Source organism: Anaeromicrobium sp. (genome assembly GCF_025210435.1).
Lineage (GTDB): Bacteria > Bacillota > Clostridia > Peptostreptococcales > Thermotaleaceae > Anaeromicrobium.
This window is the reverse complement of sequence record NZ_JAOART010000132.1, coordinates 1-20,221: the sequence shown is the minus strand read 5'-3', so window position 1 is coordinate 20,221 and position 20,221 is coordinate 1. Positions and strand designations below refer to the sequence as shown.

Below are 20,221 nucleotides of genomic sequence, written 5' to 3'. Positions count from 1 at the left end.
TTAGAGCGCCCGGCTCATAACCGGTAGGTCCGGGGTTCGAATCCCTGAAGGCCCACCATATACGCCCAGATAGCTCAGTCGGTAGAGCAGGGGACTGAAAATCCCCGTGTCGGTGGTTCGATTCCGCCTCTGGGCACCAATTAAGATGGATTATATATCCATCTTTTTTTTAGTTTATTTTAAAGTTTTATCTGAATAGGGCTTATATTAAGGAGATTTTTATTAAAAAAAAGCGATGATTTTAATAAAATTTTAATAGAGCTTAAAGTTGCATATAATGCTAGATAAGGGTATCATATATATGTGACTATTTTTGGAAGAGTAACTTGTGCTTAAAAATATGATTTTTGCCAAATCCTAAATTATAGAGTGAAATATAATTCATTGGAGGTTATTATGAAATTAGAAGCTATTTTAGATTATTATATATATAATGGTGAAAAAATTAGTATACAAAAAGAGGATAAATTCAAAAATATTAAAGAACCTGTAGTCTATGAAGTTATTAGAATAATAGATGGACAACCTCTTTTTTTAGAAGAACATATGGAAAGAATGAGAAAATCTATGGATTTACTAAAGGCTCAATTGAAAAAGGACAATGAAGAGATTGAAAGGGAAATATATGAATTAATTAAAATTAATAGGGAAAAAAATATGAATGTGAAACTTGTATGTGGGGACATACATAATAGTCAGAACTTCATAGTATATTTCATAAGAAGTAATTATCCTAATAGTGAAGTATATGAAAAGGGCATACATACCATAACCTATAATAGGGAAAGGCACAATCCTAATGCTAAAGTAGTTAATTGGGATTTGAGAAGTAAAATTAATGAAAAGTTAAAGGAAGAGAAGGCCTTTGAAGCGTTACTTGTAAATGAAGAAGGTTATGTGACAGAAGGAAGTAGATCAAATATATTTTTTGTAGATGAGGATTGTGTATATACGGCTTCTAATGAAAATGTACTAATGGGAATTACTAGGGCACAAATATTTAAAATATGTGAAAGTTTAAATTTGAAAATGGAGGAAAAAAATATTTCAGTAAGGGAGATAGGAAATTTAAAGGGCGCTTTCATGACAGGAACATCAGTAAATGTGTTGCCCATAAGAACTGTGGAAAATATTAATTTAAACTCTGTAAAAAGTGAAATAATTAAAGACATATCCCATTCATATAATAAGATGGTAGAAGAACATATTAAAAATAGAAAAAAAGAGCAATTAGATTAGCTTTTAATAGTTAAAATTTTTTATTGGTGGCCTAATTGTTATATTAATTAGTCATGAAGAATAAACTATTTATAAAGGTTTGAAATTAGGAATTTAATACATGTTGAGGTGAGTATAAATGTATAAAAAAAGATCCATTTTTAGTTATGTGGCAGTAGTACTTATAACTGCAATTCTTACTTTTGGTATTACAAATTTTATTACATTAAAGGTTGGAGAGAAGGTAGTAATAAGTAGGCAAAACTATGAATATTATGAAGATCTAGATAAAACCTATGGGAAGATGATTAGTTTAAAAAATTACATAGATTCAGAATACTACACATCCACTGATGATAAGAATTTTGAAGATAGTATAATAAAGGGACTATTTAGTGCCTTAGATGATCCTTATTCCGTATACATGGGAAAAAAGGAATTTGATGATTTTATGACCCATACATCTGGAACTTATGGAGGAATCGGAGTAATAATGACTCCAGGAAAGGATGGCTTTATTACGGTAGTTGCCCCTATAGAGGACACTCCAGGAGAAAAGGCTGGATTAAAATCTAATGATAAAATATTAAAGGTAAATGGAAAAGAAGTAACGGCAGATAAATTAGATGAAGCAGTGACCATAATAAAGGGAGAAGCAGGAACCAAGGTGAATCTTACTGTTTTAAGACCAGAGACGGAAAAAACCTTTGGTGTTGACATAACGAGACAAAATATTAGACTTAAGACGGTAAAATCTAAAATCATGGACAATAATATTGGATATATGAGAATTTCCATGTTTGATGAACAAACGGCTAAAGACTTTAAAACCCATTTAAGTAGGCTAGAGAAGGAAAATATTAATGGTTTAATAATAGATTTAAGAAATAATCCAGGAGGATTATTAAGTCAATGTACAGAAATTGCAGATTTACTTTTAGGAAAGGGAACTATTGTCTATACTCAAGATAGAACTGGTAAAAAGACCTATGAAAAATCAGATGAGTCAAAGGTGGATTTCCCATATGTATTATTGGTTAATAAGGGAAGTGCAAGTGCATCAGAAATATTAGCAGGAGCTGTAAAGGATACTAACTCTGGTGTATTAATAGGAACAACTACCTTTGGAAAAGGTCTAGTTCAACAAGTAAAACCCCTTAAGGACGGAACAGGATTTAAACTTACTACGGCTCAATATTTTACTCCTAATGGAACATATATTCATGGAAAGGGTATAGACCCTAATATTGTAGTAGAACTTCCAGTGGAATTAAAGGAGAAGATAAGTTTATCAGACAAGGAAGACGTACAACTTCAAAAGGCATTAGAAGTTGTGAACGAAAAAATAGCTAATAAATAGACTAAAATTAAGGGACGGTATCTAAGCCGTCCCTTAAAATATAAGGAGGATAAATTTTGTTATATGTGATGGGATTAATGGGAAGTGCCCTTAAAAATTTATTTTGGGTCATATGCTCTCCTCTATTCTTAGTAGTCCTAATACTTCTTTATATACAATATAGAAGATTAAGAAAAATGGAGATGAAAACTCTAGGATATACTACAAATTCTATAAAAAATAAGATGATAAAATCTAGTATATATGGAATTGGAGTGTCACTGATTGGAACCATACTTATTATATTATTAGGAATAGGAGTGAATATTAAGGACTTTTATTTTGTGTTGCCCTTAGCATTGATTCTATTGCTAATAAATATTAGATATATGTGCTTTTCCTATGGAGGTAGTATTATTTCCATAATAAGTTTTTTCACAGGCTTTCCTAAAATTAATATTTCAAGCCTAATAGCAATAATAGGTTTACTTCATTTGATAGAAAGTATTCTAATATATTTAGATGGAAGCAATGATCATATGCCCATGGTAATGGAAAATGATAAATATGAACTAGTAGGAGCCTTTTCCATGCAACGGTTTTGGCCCATACCATTTATCATACTATTAGGTGTGAGTACAAGCTATAATAATAACATGTCTAGTTGGTGGCCCCTTTTAGCTTCTAAAAATTATATGTATGAATTGGCAGGAGCCATTGCTGCCCTAGGATATGGAGATATGACATGTATATATGAGCCTAAAGTTAAAAGTAAAATTATTGCTAAAAGATTATTCTTATATAGTATTACTACTATAATATTATCTGTAATAAGTATGAAGGTAATTATATTTAAATTAATAGGAGCAGTATTTTGTATAACATGCCATGAATATTTAATAAAAATGAGCTTAAAAGAAGAAAAGGAGAAAACTCCCATATACATACCTCCTAAAGAAGGAGTTTTAGTCCTAGAAGTAATGGAAAAAAGTCCAGCCCACTATATGGGCCTTAAAAGGGGAGATAAAATAGTTGCTGTAAATGGTTATAGGGTAAATAGTGAAGGGGATATTAGATATGGTTTAAATATGGGGTCAGGTGAATGTAATATACATATTTTAAAGGATAGTAGACTCTCTATGAGGAATTACAAAAAAAGTATAGATAGGTTAGGAGCCTTTGTAATATCTAAGGATTCTAAAGTAGTATTACAATTATCCAATAACTTTAGCATATTGAAAAAGATAGTAAATAAATTTAAGAAAAGGAAACATGCTATTTAAGTATTTTATGAAATAAGAAAAAGCAAAAGGCCCTATATATCCTTTTGCTTTTTCTTATTCTCATACATGCGAAAATCTGCTATCTTTATTAAAGAATCACTATCAGTAGAATCCTCTGGAAAAGAAGATATTCCGTAACTAAAGGTTATGGTTATTTTGTTTTCATTGTATAAAATAGGCTTTTCAATTAAATCCCTTTGTATGAGTTTAAATTTCTCTTCTATTTGATCTTTATGGGAGTCTAGAGTTACTATTATAAACTCATCTCCACCGTATCTTCCGATAATATCCGATTCTCTAAAATTTTCCTTTAGAACCTTTGAGAAAAGGGCTATGGCCTTATCACCATATATATGGCCATGTATATCATTTATTATTTTTAAATCATTTAAGTCTAAAATTGCCAATGAAAAATTTTCTTTATATCTTAAAGCCCTTTTATACACATTAGAATAAATCTCCTCAAAATAATGTCTATGATATACCTTAGTTAATCCATCGTATTGAGATAAAAATAAGGTTTTTTCAAAAAGGCATTGGTTTCTAATGGCTATACTCAACTGGCCAGATAAATATTCCATTATGACTTGATCTTCTTCTGTAAAAATATTATGGGATTTATTATTATCCACATTAAAGAAACCATATAATTCTCCATCTACAATTATGGGAGTAGATAGGGTAGATTTTATATTTAAAAGATTTAATGATGTAAATAGATTAAATGTATCCTTGTCCATATATTTTTCGTTAAACTTATTTGTATGATTTATAATTGTAGACTGGTGAAGGTTTTCCTTGTCATAATTCCTTAAAAAGGTTTCCTTAATATTTAATCGTACATGGGATATGAGACTCAAAGAACAGCCATAAATACCTTTAAATTGAAAGGTTCCATCTCCTGTAGCTATAAGAATGCTTGCCAAATCTGCCTTATCTATTATTTCAACAGCACTGTCTACAATAGTTTGAAATAAAGTATCCTTATCATTAATATGAATAATAGAGTTACTCACTTGAAGGATAACATCCTTGATATTATTGTAACGTTCTTTTTCTTCAATAGTACAGAGTAACTCGCCTATTTTATTTCTATTATCTATATGATTTTTATATATGAGTTTTAAACTATATGAAACTAACATAGTTAAAGCTAATAAAAGACAATAATTGAAAATAGAATTTTCTTTTGTGAATATTATGCCCAAAATGGGTATGAGTACTATTGTTATATGTATAAAAACTAATCTATAAGAAAACAAATATATACACACTCCTAAAAAGGTTCCGTCATAAGGTGGTTATAAAATCGAGAATATTTTGTAAACAAGCCTTTTGGTAGTTAATATCATTATATATTTTTTTAGGGGGTCTTGTAAATAATAAGGATAAATAAAATTATTTAATAGGAGTTTTTGTTTGACTAAAAAAGTAGTAAAAGATATAATTATAACCGAACAAATGTTTGAGGACGGGAGAGTTTCATATGGGAGAGTTTAAACTAGTATCAGATTATAAACCAACAGGAGACCAGCCACAGGCCATAGACAGTTTAGTAAATGGAATGAATAGGGGAATTAAGGGACAGACCTTACTTGGGGTTACAGGTTCTGGTAAAACATTCACCATGGCAAATGTAATAGAACAAGTGAAAAAGCCTACCCTAGTAATAGCACACAATAAAACCTTAGCAGCTCAACTTTGTAGTGAGTTTAAGGAGTTTTTTCCAGAAAACGCTGTGGAATATTTTGTAAGTTATTACGATTACTATCAACCAGAGGCCTATGTGGCCCATACGGATACTTATATAGAAAAGGATGCTCAAATAAATGATGAAATAGATAAACTAAGACACTCGGCAACGGCGGCCCTATTTGAAAGAAAAGACGTTATAATAGTGGCCAGTGTATCTTGTATTTATGGACTTGGAGATCCAATAGATTATGAAAAACTGGTTTTATCATTAAGACCAGGAATGATTAAATCTAGGGATCATATATTGAGAAAATTAGTAGATATTCAATACAGTAGAAATGATATAAACTTTGTAAGAGGTACCTTTAGGGTAAGGGGAGATACTATAGAAATATTCCCAGCAGCAGAAAGTGAAAATGCCATAAGGGTGGAGCTCTTTGGAGATGAAATAGATAGGATAACAGAAGTAAACACCATAACGGGACAAGTTGTAGGAACTAGAAGTCATATATCCATATTTCCAGCGTCCCACTATGTAACGACTAAGGACAAGTTAGAAAAGGCAATTGAAGACATAGAAGAAGAGTTAGAAGAGACTGTAGAAAATTTTAAAAAGAATGAACAACATTTAGAAGCTCAAAGAATTAAACAAAGGACCATGTATGATGTGGAAATGTTAAAGGAAGTGGGATTTTGTCAAGGAATAGAAAACTACTCAAGACATATATCCGGGAGGGAACCAGGCAGTAAACCCCATACCCTAATAGATTATTTCCCAGATGATTTTTTAATAATAGTTGATGAATCCCATGTTACAATACCACAAATAAGGGGTATGTATGCAGGGGATAGATCAAGAAAGGGAAGCTTAATTGATCATGGTTTTAGAATGCCATCAGCCTATGATAACAGACCTATGAATTTTCAAGAGTTTGAATCTATGATAAATCAGATAGTATTTGTCAGTGCCACACCTGGGCCCTATGAAAAGGACCATAGTGACAATACCATACAACAAATAATAAGACCAACAGGTCTAATAGATCCACCAATAGATGTAAGACCAATAGACGGACAAATAGATGATCTAATAGGAGAAGTGAACACTGTAATAGATAGGGGAGAGAGAGTATTAGTTACTACCCTTACGAAGAAAATGGCAGAGGATCTAACTAATTATTTGAAAGAAGTTGGAATTAAAGTAAGGTATCTTCACTCTGATATAGACACCATAGAGAGAATGGAGATTATAAGGGATTTACGTTTAGGTGTATTTGACGTACTTGTGGGAATAAACCTACTAAGGGAAGGTCTAGATATTCCAGAAGTTTCATTAGTATGTATATTAGATGCAGACAAGCAAGGTTTCTTAAGATCTGAAACTTCATTAGTTCAGACCATAGGAAGGGCTGCCAGGAACGTAAATGGAAAAGTAATCATGTATGGAGATAAAATAACTAAGGCCATGAAATATGCCATAGATGAAACTAATAGAAGACGTGAAATTCAGGAAAAATATAATGAAGAAAATAATATTGTTCCAAGGGGAATCAAAAAGAAAGTAAGGGACCTAATAGAAGCAACTAAGGTGGCAGAAGACGAAGCTGCATATGATGTGAATATAAGTGCAGATGCCTTAGAAGATAAGATTAGTAAGTTAGAAGAAGAGATGATGGAAGCAGCTACCAATTTACAATTTGAAAGAGCAGCAGAACTTAGAGATACCATAAGGAAACTTAAAGAAGAGTTGGAGGGAAAATAAGTTGTCGAAGAAATATATTACAGTTAAGGGAGCTAGGGAGCATAACTTAAAGGATATAGATATATCCATTCCTAGGGACAAATTTGTAGTTATGACGGGACTTAGTGGTTCAGGAAAATCATCCCTAGCCTTTGATACCATATATGCTGAAGGCCAGAGAAGATATGTGGAGAGTTTATCAGCCTATGCAAGACAATTCCTAGGACAAATGGAAAAGCCCAATGTGGATTATATAGAGGGTCTATCTCCAGCCATATCCATAGATCAAAAGACTACTAGTAGAAATCCCCGTTCTACAGTGGGAACTGTTACTGAAATCTATGATTATTTAAGATTATTATTTGCCAGAGTGGGAACTCCCCATTGTCACATATGTGGACGTGAAATTACTCAACAAACTATAGATCAAATAGTAGATAAGGTATTAGAGTTAGAGGAAAGAACTAAGATTCAAATATTGGGCCCTGTTATTAGGGGGAAAAAGGGAGAACATGTAAAGTTACTAGAAAAAATAAGGAAAGACGGATATGTAAGGGCTAGAATTGATGGTGAAATAATAGAACTTGAAGAGAATATGCGTCTTGAGAAAAATAAAAAACATACTATAGAAGTAGTAGTAGATAGAATCGTAGTTAAAGAGGGAATAGAAAATAGATTGGCAGATTCTATAGAGACGGCCATAAGTTTATCTGATGGATTAGTTATAGTAAATGTACTTGGTAAGGAGGACTTATTATTTAGTACTAAGTTTTCATGTCCAGAACATGGAGTGGGACTTACGGAACTTGAACCAAGGATGTTTTCATTTAACAGTCCCTTTGGAGCGTGTGGCCACTGTAATGGTATTGGATATTTAAGGAAGATAGATGAAGATATGATAATACCAAATAAGAATTTATCTATAAAGGAAGGTGCTGTAGCTCCTGTAGCTTCATCCCAAGAGGGAACTTACTATTATGAAATGATTAGGAGTTTAGCTAAAGTTCATCATGTGGACCTAGAAACTCCCATTAAGGAACAGCCAGAGGACTTCATAAGAAATCTATTATATGGAAGTGATGATCTAATAGAGTTTGAATATGAAAGTAAATATGGGGGCATGAGAAAATTTAAAGCCCATTATGAGGGAATCATAAGAAATCTAGAGAGAAGATATAGAGAGACTAATTCAGATAGTATGAGGGCCAGAATAGAAGAGTACATGGCATTAGATGCTTGTCCAAAATGTAGTGGAAGTAGACTTAAGGATGAAGTATTATCCGTAACTGTGGGAGGAAAAAATATTTTTCACGTTACAAATTTCTCCATAAGAGAAGCTAAGATTTTCTTTGATAATTTAGAGCTTAATAATAAGGAGATTATAATAGCAGAACAAATATTAAAGGAGATAAAAGAAAGGTTGGGATTCCTAGTAGATGTGGGCCTTGGATATTTAACCCTATCTAGAACGGCAGGTACTTTATCTGGAGGAGAATCTCAAAGGATAAGACTGGCAACCCAAATAGGATCATCCCTAGTAGGAGTATTATATATATTAGATGAGCCAAGTATAGGTCTTCATCAAAGGGATAATGAGAGATTATTAAAAACCCTTAGAAACTTAACGGAACTGGGAAATACCCTAATCGTTGTGGAACATGATGAAGATACCATGTACGCAGCAGACCACATTATAGATATAGGACCAGGAGCAGGAGCACATGGAGGAACCATAGTGGCAGAAGGTAATGTGGAAGAAATAAAAGATAATCCTAAGTCCATAACGGGACAATATTTAAGTGGTAAAAAGAAAATTGAAATACCAGAGGAAAGAAGAAAAACAAATGGTAAGTGGATAGAAGTAATAGGTGCTAAGGAAAATAACTTGAAAAATATTAATGCCAAATTCCCATTGGGTGTATTTTCTTGTGTTACGGGAGTTTCAGGTTCTGGTAAGAGTACCCTAGTTAATGAAATATTTTATAAAAAGCTAGCTCAAGAGCTTCACAGGGCAAAGAGTAAGCCTGGTAAGCATAAGGCAGTAAAGGGTCTTGAACATATAGATAAGGTAATAGACATAGATCAATCTCCCATAGGAAGAACTCCAAGATCTAATCCAGCCACATATACAGGGGTCTTTGATCATATAAGGGACTTGTTTGCAAAACTTCCTGATGCCCAAATGAGGGGATATCAAAAGGGAAGGTTTAGTTTCAACGTTAAGGGTGGACGTTGTGAAGCTTGTAAGGGCGATGGAATAATAAAAATAGAGATGCACTTCTTACCTGACGTTTATGTGCCTTGTGATGTATGTAAGGGTAAGAGATACAATAGAGAAACCCTAGAAGTAAAGTATAAGGGAAAGACCATATCTGATGTACTAGAAATGACTGTTAATGAGGGTCTAGAATTTTTTGAGAATATTCCTTCTATTAAAAGAAAACTAGTGACCCTAAAGGAAGTTGGCCTTGGCTATATTAAATTAGGTCAACCATCTACCCAATTATCAGGTGGAGAGGCTCAAAGGATAAAACTTGCATCAGAGTTAAGTAAGAGGAGTACAGGAAAGACCCTATATATATTAGATGAACCTACAACGGGACTTCATATTGCTGATATTCATAAATTAATAGGAGTATTGAACAAGTTAGTTGAAGGTGGAAATACGGTACTAGTTATAGAGCATAATTTAGATGTAATAAAGACTAGTGACTATATTATAGATTTAGGTCCAGATGGAGGAGACGGTGGTGGAGAAATAATCGCCAAGGGAACTCCAGAGGAAGTGGCAGAAATGGAAGGATCATTTACTGGGAAATATTTGAAGAAAGTATTGGAAGTTTAATTTAATATATTGAAAACACTGCGTTTAGGCGTGGTGTTTTTTAGATATATTTTAGGGGACATTTTTATTTTTCTTTTATTCTACCTCAGACGGTGATTCCTATAAGTTTAATTGGGTATTTAGACTTTGAATTTTGACAAGGATAAGCAAATAGAATAAAATAGATAAGAATATAGAACACTTAATAGAGCTAAAATAGAATGTAAAATATTGTTTATATATTTACTAAAAAATTAAAATTTAATAGAACTAAAGTAGAGCAGATGAAACTATGTTTAAAGATTGACTTTAAAGCATAGTTTCTTTTTTATTAAGAAGTTAGGACAGTAAATATATAAACAATATGGATTGGGATTATTGACAAATTTTAGGTGGTGTTATAAGCTTGAATAGATTAACAATTACAATTTATGGAATAAAGGGGGATGAGAGGTGTCAAAAATTTCAAATATGCTTAATATGTATTTTCTTATTCAAGGAAGAAAAATCATAAGTGTTGAAGAAATAGCAAAAAAATTAGAAGTAAGTACACGGATGGTAAAAGAGTACAGAAAAGATTTAGAATATGCAGGAATATATATAGGCTCAAAGTTAGGACGTTATGGAGGTTATTATTTAGAAAATAAAAGAAGTTTAGAGGGTGTAAGTTGCACAAATGCTGAACTAAGTGCGTTAAAAATGGCAAGAGAGACCATAAAAAGTGGTAAGTATCAATATGGGACACAGTTTGAAATACTAGCAAGTAAAATATTAAATTCAAAAAATTATATGGAGATTGAGTATTATCATAATATATCTATGCAACAGCCAGATGAAATAATTGAAAAAGAAAAAATATTATGGACAGACATCAATATAGCCATTAACCAGAATAGGAAAATAAATATGAAGTATAAATCATTAGGACTTGATAAAGTACAAGTAAAAGAAAGGGTAGTAGATCCATATGGGATTTTTGATTATAAGGGTGCTACATACTTTTATGGTTATTGTAATAGATCAAAGGATATAAGATTTTTTAAATTATCAAGGATATTAGAATATAAAGTCTGTAATGAAAAGTTTGACTCTAAATTAAAATTTGACTTTGATGAGGTAAAAGAAAAATCATTTGGAATATACACTGATAAGCAAATAGACCTTAAATTAAAAATACATTATCCCATGAGTGAGATTGTGAAAGAGCAGAGAATAGCAAAAAATCAAAAAATAACACAGCTAGATGAGAAAACAATATACTTTGAAGCTAAAATGAGTGGATATACGGAAATTAAGACATGGGTTATGAGTATGGGTAGTAAAGTAGAAGTAATAGAGCCTATGGAACTGAAAGAAGATATTTTAAATGAGATTAAAAGCATATCTAATATTTATAAATAAATTTTTAAGTGGACATAAATACTTCACATATAAGTGATAGGATTATATTGTAAAGGAGGTAAAGAGAGTGAGATTTAGTGTTGAATTATCATTAGAAGAAGAAAAATTTCCTAAGGATAAAAATAGAATATTTATTTCTTTATTAAAAAACAACTTTAGTGGTTATAATCAAGAATATTTTGAAAGTCAGTATAAAAATATGCCTAACAAGATGAAAAACTTTACATTTAGTGTATATATGGGGAAATGTAAGTTTTTAAGAGATGAAATAGTAGTACCAGATAAAAAAATATATCTGAATTTTTCAACTAATAATTATGAAGATGGAATTATGTTTTATAATTCATTTTTGACTAATATGGGAAAAGAATATCCTCTAAAGAATAACAAAATGAAAATAGAAAAAATAAGAATGATAAAAGAAAAGGTTATATATGACAATAAGGTGATTTTCAAGACTCTATCCCCAATAGTGGTGCGAGAGCATGGAGGAGACAATAAAAAAACATGGTATCACTCTTTAAGTAACGAAAAGGGACAAGTTATATTTAAAGAAAACATGAGACAACAGTTAGGGGATGAATTTGGAGAAAAGGCAATGTATGATTTTGAGGATATTGAGATAGACATATCTAAGGATAATAGGGATGTGAAGGTGAAAAATTACGGAATAGAGGTACTTTCTAATGTAACGAAGATACAGATGAAGGCAAAGCCTTATATTTTAGATTATTTTTATAAGGTAGGTGTAGGAAGCAAGAGGAGTAGCGGATTTGGAATGTTAGATATAGTGTAAGGTGGTGAACGAAATTAGTAGAATAAGATACTTTAGAACAGGACAATTAGTAAGAGATATAGGAATTGTATCATTATACAAATTTTTGAAAGAAAATTATGGAAACAAGATAGAAATTGAGCTTACTAATAATTATTTAGAGTTTGAAGAAGTTAATTTAAAAACTTTTTATAAAAATCTAGAAAAAAATATAGGATACTCATTTCCTTATGTGGGGAATAGTATAAGATTTGGAGGGAATAATGGACCGAAAGACGAAAGTATGTATGAAAATTTAGATTTTATATTAAAAAAATCTTTTGATTGCAATAGAAAAACAATAGAACAACAAGAATTAATATTAGATGAATATGGAATTAGTGGTCTTTGTAGTGTATGTAATAATTATGTGACAACAAAAACTCATTATAGCGTAAAAAATGGATTAGAAGAAAGAAAAGAAGATAAAGATATATATAGTTTTTTCGGAGGGAGAAGTAATACTTATAATAATTATGCAAAATCAAATGTAAAGGTATGTTTTACATGCGAGTTATTACATTTATTCTTTTTAATCTATGTAAAAGAATATGAATTAAATTTTTTAGCACATTGTGATAGCTTAGAAGATATTAATTATATAAATTATAAGATTTTAATAAATCATAAATTATATAATGACAATTCCCTTTATGTAAAACTAGCTAAATTAAATAGTAAAAGACTGAAAATATACAATATAAAAAGAGATAAAAGTAGATTAATAGTAGAATATACAAACTCATTTTTTACAAAGGATATTATAGGCAAGATAAGAAAAATTGAGATAGTACAGAAATATAAATTTAATGTTAAGGATAGAAGAGGATTAATAGCATATATAAAGAGGCTTATATATAGTAATAATGAGTATAAAGCTTACGAAATTTTGTTAGAAAATATAATTAGTAATGAATTAGATGATAAGAAAAAATATACACAAACAAGTGAAAATATATCTTTATATATAAAATTTTTAGAAGAAGGATTTGAGATTATGAAAAATAATGCATTTTATAAAACTGGTGTTTTTCTTGGACAAAAAGTAGAAGAAGAGAAAAAAAAGAATATAACGTATAGACTAACTCAATTATTAAAATCTGATAGTAGACAAGGCCTATTTAATGAATTGATGCACCTATTGATTAGTTATGAAATAGAGATACCTGCTTATTATAGTGATAGTATATTGACAGCAAAAAGTATTGATTTGCATTATAATGTAGGTAAATTAATAGAGGGATTTAATAAAAAGGGGGAACAATAAGATGACAAATAAAAGAGTATCGAGTATAACACTTACAATACTTACAGAAAGTCCAATAGCACTTTCTAATGACCAGGGATTTGGAACTTACACACCAATAAAGAAGTTTTTTTATAAAAATGGCAAACATGCTATGACTAGTGTAGCTACTTTCACATATGAACTTAGAAAACAATTGATATTAAAAGATAAATTAAAACCTGATGATTTAGTACAAAAAGCTAAGAATATTTATTTTAAAGATACAGACCTTGAAGCAGATATTTTTGGATATCTAAATCCGGGTAGTCAACAAAGTAAAACCTCACCAATTAGAATTATTCCATTTATATCAGTAAATACTTACGAAAATGATACTCAACTTATAACTAACAGAGGTTTTTTTGATATAAGCTTAGGACGAACTTACTATGAAGAAGTAAAAAAGAAAGATAGTCTTGAATATAAAGAATTAGATGTAGCACAAGTAAAACAAACTCAAGCTTTAGCTAATGAAGAAGTATTTGGAGATTATTATATATATACCATCATATTAGAATTAGACAGAATTGGAGTAAAGGAGATAAATGAAAAAGGTGAAAGATTATCTCCAGACAATAGAATTTATTTTGACAAAGATACTAGACATAAGATTATAAAAGATATATTAGATGTTATAAGTAAATTTACTAGGACTATAAAACATGAAACGGTACATTTAGAACCATTGGCAGTATTTGGTGGGATATTTGAAGACGTAGTTCCTTATTTTTGGAATGATATAGAGTTGGAGAAGAAAAGTAATATTATAAATATTTCTCATGCTCTAAATACTATAGAAGACTACGATTTAGAAAAAGAATATCATATTATATCCATCGGTCAAAAATTAAAAATAAAAGAAGATGGTAGAATTCAGAAAGTTGATGATAAAGGGGAAAGAGCATTTAATATTAGTAATAGACCAATAAAAGAAATTAGAAATTTAGTAGATAAATTAGAAATAAGAGATGACCATTATTGGTATATAAAGGGGTAGAGAGGTTTGAAAGAATACATTTTAAAATTAAATCTATATCAACCATTTGCACATTATAGAGAACCTAAAGTTATGCAAGATGATTATATACCTACCTTAAATATACCTTCTCCAACCACTATAGCAGGGATGGTTTCGTATGTAGCAGATAAAAAATTTGATAGTCCTTTTAATATTGGAGTATGTTGTAAATATAAAACAAAAGATATACATTTTATAAGGGGTGAAGATTCTGAATTTTATAGTAAATATCTTAAACAAAAAAAGAAAAAAAGATTATCATACATAGATTATAAATTTACAAAATCAAATAGGATTATGAACTTTGAAGTGTTACAAGATGTAGAGTTAACTATTTTCTTGAAAATAAATAATAGAGAGGATTTTGAACTTATAAAAAAATCATTCGAAAATCCAAAAAGATATTTGGTGTTAGGGAGGAAAGAAGACTTCGTAGTTAAAAATAAAAATGCGAATAAAATTGTAGAAGATATAACAGAAAAAATAAAAGTCATTAATATTAAGAATAAGCCTATGGCGATTAAAAATAAATATAAAATAAAAAATACATATGTTCCAGTTGATTTACAAGATAGAGATTATGATAGTAATAATGATGAAATATTAAGAAGTGGTGTTTTATATGATATTCCATCTATATACAAAGATATAAAAGCTGATAAAACTAATAGGGAGCTGAGCCATAGTAACTACGTTTATATAGATAATTCTGGTTATTATCCGAGCAAAGGAGAATTTTTATTATATGAGGATCAAATGATATTATACAACTGGTTAGTGAAGGATGTGATCAATTGAAAAAGTCTATTCTTGCAAAATCAGATAATAAAAAAGGTCAAAAAAGACAGTCTTTAATAGAGCATACAAAAGATTTATTAAATGCATATAATGAAATTCTGTCTCAAGAAAACAATATTAATTTAGAAAACAAAGAAAATATTAGATTGGCTTGTTTATTACATGATTTAGGAAAGGCAAATGGAAAGTTTCAAAGAAAGATAGAATTAGCTAATAAAGCTTCTAATTTTGAGCTTACAAAGGATGAAAAAAGTGAGAGAAAAGAAATTAATGATTTAAATCATAATATTTTGTCAGGAGCTTTTTTAAAAAACATTTTTAAAAAGATGAATCTAAGTGAAAAAAGAAAAAATATATTATATAAGGCTATAATGCTTCATCATGGATATTTTATGAAATATTTCAATGTGGAAAATACATATGTAGAAGAATCAATATATTATGACATACAAGAAGCTATTTTTGAAAAAGGAAATTACAACATAGAAGAATTAGACAAATTTATAAATGAAACACTTGATATTAGTGTGTCACTTTTTGAAGAAGATTTTCTTGATTATGATTATTTAAAATATCTTAATGAAAGTTTTGAAGATGATAAATCTATGGTGGAATATATAATGTGTAAAGGATACTTGAACTTAATAGATCACTTAGCATCTTCTCAAATTAAAGAATATAATTACTATATACCATTTAATAGAGAAATTTTAGATGAAAATATAAAAAGTATCATAAGAAAAAAAAATAAAAAAATAAAAGAAGTAAAGTTCAAACAGTCTCAAGAATTTACCAAAAATAATATTAATGAAAATATACTTACTATGGCGTTTACAGGAAGTGGAAAAACTGTGGCTGATCATAGATGGTTTAATAGAAGAAAGTTTTTTTTAGTACCTAATAAAATATCTGCTGAAAGTTTTTATATGGAATTTTTAGAGTTATATGAAGGGGAGAATAATGTAGGATTATTACACGGAGATATACATTTATATACTGATGATAAAAAAGACAAATCTGATGAAAATGAGGAATTGTATATTTCTTTAAAAGACGAATCTTTAGTAAGAAATTTTGCTAAACCTTATATAATAGCAACAATAGATCAATTAATATTAACAATGTATAAATACCCTGGGTATGAGAAAGTTTTTGCAAGCATATGTAATTCTAATGTAACTGTTGATGAAGTTCATCTATTAGAGCCAAAAATGTTTTTAATGTTAATTTATTTTATGGAATTTTGTAATAAACATTTAAATACAAAATTTCATTTGATGACAGCTACTTTGCCTAAGTTTTACATGGAAAAACTTGAAAATTCAGCTATTGAATTTGAAAAAAATGATTCAGGAAATAGCGAAAAAAATGAGAAACGTAAGTTAAATATATTTTTAGATACAAAAGAAACAGAGATTAAAGAAATTGTTAAGGCGAATAATAGGAATAAAAAGGTTTTAATTGTGGTAAATACAATAGATAGGGGAATAGTTCTATATGAGCAATTGAGTAAAATAAAAGGACTAGAAGTGAATTTACTACACAGTAGATTTAAATTCAAAGACAAAAAAGTTAAATTTAAAGATATTTTAAACCAAGAAGGCGATGTATGGATAAGTACCCAGATGGTCGAAATATCATTAGATTTAGATTTTCCTATACTTATTAGTGATTCGGCTCCTATGGATTCAATAATACAGAGAATGGGAAGATGTAATAGGCATGATACAGTAGATTATGGTGAGTTTTATATCTTAAAGGATAATAAAGATGTATATGAAAAAAAATTAAAAGATGCAACTAAAAAGATACTAAAAGAATATAATAAAAAAACAATGTACATGCTAGACAGAAAAAAATCTTTGGATGATTATTATTCTGATGATAAAGTTATAAAGTATTATGACGATGAATTTAAAAAAGCTGATCAAGAAATTAGAGAACTTTATGGATTAAGCAAAGATACTTTCATGACAGGCGAAGATTTAATGTTAAATTTTGAACCGTATAAGAATATGGTTGATACAAAGAAAGAAGCTAGTAAATTATATAGAGATGGTCAGATGAATAGAAAGATTATGTTAGAAGAAGACTATGAAGAATTACATAATCAAGATGATAGGACAAGATTTATAAGTGATAATTCTATAGTTATATCGGATGGCATATTTAGAAAAATGAAAAAGAAAAAAGCTATAAGTGAAAAAAAAGGAATATATACTTTAACAAAAGGTTATTATAGCTATTCACAAAAACAAGGATTTGTGGCAAAAGTTGAAATGGGAATTGATGATAGACTTTTTTAAATAAGGGGATATACATATGAGTAAACGTATTACTGGGGTAATGGTATATTATTATTTTGTATGTAAAAGAAAGCTATGGCTTTTTAATAATGATATAACTATGGAACATAGCAGCGATTTAGTGGGAATGGGAAAACTGATAGATGAAACATCTTATAAAAGACAAAAGAAAAATATATTAATAGATGAAAGTATTAATATAGACTTCTTAAAAGACTGGAAGATAATACATGAAGTCAAGAAATCTAGGAAAATAGATGAAGCATCTAAATGGCAACTAAAGTATTACATATGGATACTAAGAGAAAAAGGTGTTCAAATTGAAAAGGGCATACTAGATTATCCTCTTTTGAGAAAAAGAGAAGATGTTTTGTTAAGTGAAGAAGATGAAACACAACTTAAAAACATTGTAAACGAAATACAAGAGATCATACTATTAAAACTACCACCAGAACGAGAGAAAAAGGGTATATGTAAAAAGTGTGCATACTATGAACTTTGCTACATATAAGGAGGCAAAATGGGAGAAACTTTTTATATTTTTAAAGATGGAGATCTAAGAAGAAAAGATAACAATATAGTTATAAAAACACCAGAAGGACAAAAGAAAAATTTAAAAGCTGAAGTCACAGATGAAATGTACTTGTTTGGAGAGGTAGGAATGAATACAAAACTACTGAACTTCCTATCTCAGAAGAAAATAATTATGCACATATTCAACTATTATGGATTCTATAGTGGGAGCTTTTATCCAAGGGAAGCACAAGTTAGTGGATATTTATTAGTAAATCAAGTAAAAAGTTATGACAACATGGAAAAAAGAGTAAAATTAGCAAAAGAAATATTAAAATCAGCATCATATAATATATATAGGAATTTAAGATACTATAATGGTAGAGGAATTGAATTAAGTGGACCAATGAAAGAAATACAAAGCCTTATTAATAAATTAGACTATGGAACAAGTATAAATGAGCTTATGGGGATAGAAGGTAATATAAGAAAGAAATATTATGCCACATGGAATAGTATTGTAAAGCAAGAGATAAACTTTGAAAAAAGAGTTAAAAGGCCACCAGATAATATGATAAATTCATTAATATCATTTGTGAATAGCCTTATATATACTACTGTATTGTCTGAAATATACAAGACACAATTAAATCCCACAATAAGTTTTTTACATGAGCCAGGAAAAAAGAGATTTTCATTATGCTTAGATATAGCTGAAATATTTAAACCATTGATAGGAGAGAGAATGATATTTTCTCTATTGAATAAAAATCAGATTACAGAAGGTGATTTTGAAAGAGAGTCTAATTGCATATATTTGAAGGAAGGTGGAAAAAAGAAGATATTAATGGAATATGATAAACGTCTTAGCCAAACCATATCTCATAGGGATCTGGGTAGAGAAGTATCCTATAGATATCTTATGAGGTTGGAATGTTATAAGTTGATAAAAGATATAATAGGCGAAACAGAATATAAAGGATTTAAAATTTGGTGGTGATTTTATGTATATAGTATTGATGTATGATATAATGATGGATAAAGGTGGGGCTAAGGTACAGATAAATGTTTTTAAGATATGTAAAAGATACTTAACTCATATACAAATGTCTGTATTTGAAGGAAACTTGACAGCGTTAAATTTGATGAAGTTAAAAAAAGAATTAGACAATTATATAAGGAATAACCAAGATTCTCTTATAATATTTAAAAGTAGAGATGAAAAGTGGTTGACTAAAGAATTTTTAGGGAAAAAAGATGATAAAACGTCTAATTTTTTTTAGGTATGAATCTGTCAATGTGTAGTAATGTAAAAACTGCTATAGGTAGACAAAGATAGATAATAAGATGTGTTTAGAGTTCGAATAGTAAAAATAAAATGTAAAAATAGTTATGAAAAAAGTTGAAAATTTGTATATAGACAAAAAATGCATATGGAACCTAATGATTTCAAAGGTTCTGAGTGGACGGCCTTTAATAGAACTAGAGTAGAATGTAAATGGTCATATGCCAGTTTTTGAAATCGAATGGCATGGTAACCTTTAATAGAACTAGAGTAGAATGTAAATTGATTATATATAGAACTGGCATGTATGCTGAAAGTATTCCTTTAATAGAACTAGAGTAGAATGTAAATGTAACTCACCTCTCCTTAATCCTAGAGCTATAGCCATCCTTTAATAGAACTAGAGTAGAATGTAAATCACTTCTAAAACCATATTCTCTATTTTGGTTCTGGCCCCTTTAATAGAACTAGAGTAGAATGTAAATTCACTCAAAATGCCAACATCATATACATAAGTCTTATCCTTTAATAGAACTAGAGTAGAATGTAAATAGAACTTATAATTATCATTATGCTTATCATTGTCGTTGACCTTTAATAGAACTAGAGTAGAATGTAAATTAAGTAGCATGTAAAATATATATTATCTATATTGTGTCCTTTAATAGAACTAGAGTAGAATGTAAATGTACCTTCAC

At 29.5% G+C, this 20,221-nt stretch carries 15 protein-coding genes, 1 tRNA gene and 1 CRISPR repeat array; of the genes, 15 read left to right on the top strand and 1 reads right to left on the bottom strand.

The genetic code is table 11. The features are described 5' to 3' along the window. Positions 1-63: 63 nt before the first annotated feature. The 4 genes from N4A57_RS15895 (at position 64) to N4A57_RS15880 (ending at position 3,840) form a co-directional block, all read left to right on the top strand. A tRNA-Phe gene (locus N4A57_RS15895) sits at positions 64-139 on the top strand. Positions 140-396: 257 nt separating this feature from the next. After that, positions 397-1,239 (top strand): aminotransferase class IV, encoded by an 843-nt coding sequence (locus N4A57_RS15890; protein ID WP_293659026.1) that lies wholly within the window; start codon positions 397-399, stop codon positions 1,237-1,239. Positions 1,240-1,357: 118 nt separating this feature from the next. After that, a complete protein-coding gene (locus tag N4A57_RS15885) occupies positions 1,358-2,578 on the top strand; it encodes a S41 family peptidase (protein ID WP_293659025.1) in 1,221 nt (406 codons plus the stop codon). A gap of 65 nt (positions 2,579-2,643) precedes the next feature. Further along, complete coding sequence (locus N4A57_RS15880) at positions 2,644-3,840, top strand: PDZ domain-containing protein (RefSeq protein ID WP_293659027.1); 1,197 nt, start codon at positions 2,644-2,646, stop codon at positions 3,838-3,840. Positions 3,841-3,872: 32 nt separating this feature from the next. Here N4A57_RS15880 and N4A57_RS15875 read toward each other — a convergent pair whose 3' ends face one another. Then, a complete protein-coding gene (locus N4A57_RS15875) occupies positions 3,873-5,102 on the bottom strand; it encodes a sensor domain-containing diguanylate cyclase (protein ID WP_293659024.1) in 1,230 nt (409 codons plus the stop codon). 224 nt (positions 5,103-5,326) lie between these two features. Here N4A57_RS15875 and uvrB point away from each other — a divergent pair, with 224 nt between their 5' ends. From uvrB to cas2, 11 genes are all read left to right on the top strand, one after another. Continuing rightward, the gene (gene uvrB / locus N4A57_RS15870; protein ID WP_293659023.1) at positions 5,327-7,297 is read left to right on the top strand and encodes an excinuclease ABC subunit UvrB; all 1,971 of its coding nucleotides are present in this window, start codon (positions 5,327-5,329) and stop codon (positions 7,295-7,297) included. 1 nt (position 7,298) lies between these two features. Beyond that, the gene (gene uvrA, locus N4A57_RS15865; protein WP_293659022.1) at positions 7,299-10,121 is read left to right on the top strand and encodes an excinuclease ABC subunit UvrA; all 2,823 of its coding nucleotides are present in this window, start codon (positions 7,299-7,301) and stop codon (positions 10,119-10,121) included. 432 nt (positions 10,122-10,553) lie between these two features. Continuing rightward, entirely contained in the window at positions 10,554-11,501 is a 948-nt protein-coding gene (locus N4A57_RS15860; protein WP_293659021.1) for a helix-turn-helix transcriptional regulator, read from the top strand. A gap of 67 nt (positions 11,502-11,568) precedes the next feature. After that, positions 11,569-12,297, top strand: coding sequence for a CRISPR-associated endoribonuclease Cas6 (gene cas6 / locus N4A57_RS15855; RefSeq protein ID WP_293659020.1), 729 nt, complete (start codon positions 11,569-11,571; stop codon positions 12,295-12,297). Positions 12,298-12,301: 4 nt separating this feature from the next. Next, a complete protein-coding gene (locus N4A57_RS15850) occupies positions 12,302-13,582 on the top strand; it encodes a hypothetical protein (RefSeq protein ID WP_293659019.1) in 1,281 nt (426 codons plus the stop codon). Between the two features lies 1 nt (position 13,583). Next, the gene (locus N4A57_RS15845) at positions 13,584-14,600 is read left to right on the top strand and encodes a type I-B CRISPR-associated protein Cas7/Cst2/DevR (RefSeq protein ID WP_293659018.1); all 1,017 of its coding nucleotides are present in this window, start codon (positions 13,584-13,586) and stop codon (positions 14,598-14,600) included. A gap of 6 nt (positions 14,601-14,606) precedes the next feature. Then, positions 14,607-15,419 carry a CRISPR-associated protein Cas5 gene (gene cas5 / locus N4A57_RS15840; protein WP_293659017.1) on the top strand — a complete coding sequence of 271 codons (813 nt, stop codon included), beginning with the start codon at positions 14,607-14,609 and terminating at the stop codon, positions 15,417-15,419. Further along, positions 15,416-17,725 carry a CRISPR-associated helicase Cas3' gene (cas3, locus tag N4A57_RS15835; RefSeq protein WP_293659016.1) on the top strand — a complete coding sequence of 770 codons (2,310 nt, stop codon included), beginning with the start codon at positions 15,416-15,418 and terminating at the stop codon, positions 17,723-17,725. Before cas5 ends, cas3 begins: the two co-directional genes overlap by 4 nt. A 16-nt stretch (positions 17,726-17,741) precedes the next feature. Then, positions 17,742-18,236, top strand: a complete 495-nt coding sequence (cas4, locus tag N4A57_RS15830; protein ID WP_293659015.1) for a CRISPR-associated protein Cas4 — start codon at positions 17,742-17,744, stop codon at positions 18,234-18,236. A 9-nt stretch (positions 18,237-18,245) separates the two neighbouring features. Beyond that, the gene (gene cas1b / locus N4A57_RS15825; protein WP_293659014.1) at positions 18,246-19,238 is read left to right on the top strand and encodes a type I-B CRISPR-associated endonuclease Cas1b; all 993 of its coding nucleotides are present in this window, start codon (positions 18,246-18,248) and stop codon (positions 19,236-19,238) included. Between the two features lie 4 nt (positions 19,239-19,242). Further along, the gene (cas2, locus tag N4A57_RS15820) at positions 19,243-19,521 is read left to right on the top strand and encodes a CRISPR-associated endonuclease Cas2 (protein WP_293659013.1); all 279 of its coding nucleotides are present in this window, start codon (positions 19,243-19,245) and stop codon (positions 19,519-19,521) included. A 187-nt stretch (positions 19,522-19,708) separates the two neighbouring features. Continuing rightward, a CRISPR array of direct repeats spans positions 19,709-20,211; the repeat unit is 30 nt; unit sequence CCTTTAATAGAACTAGAGTAGAATGTAAAT. Positions 20,212-20,221 lie beyond the last annotated feature (10 nt).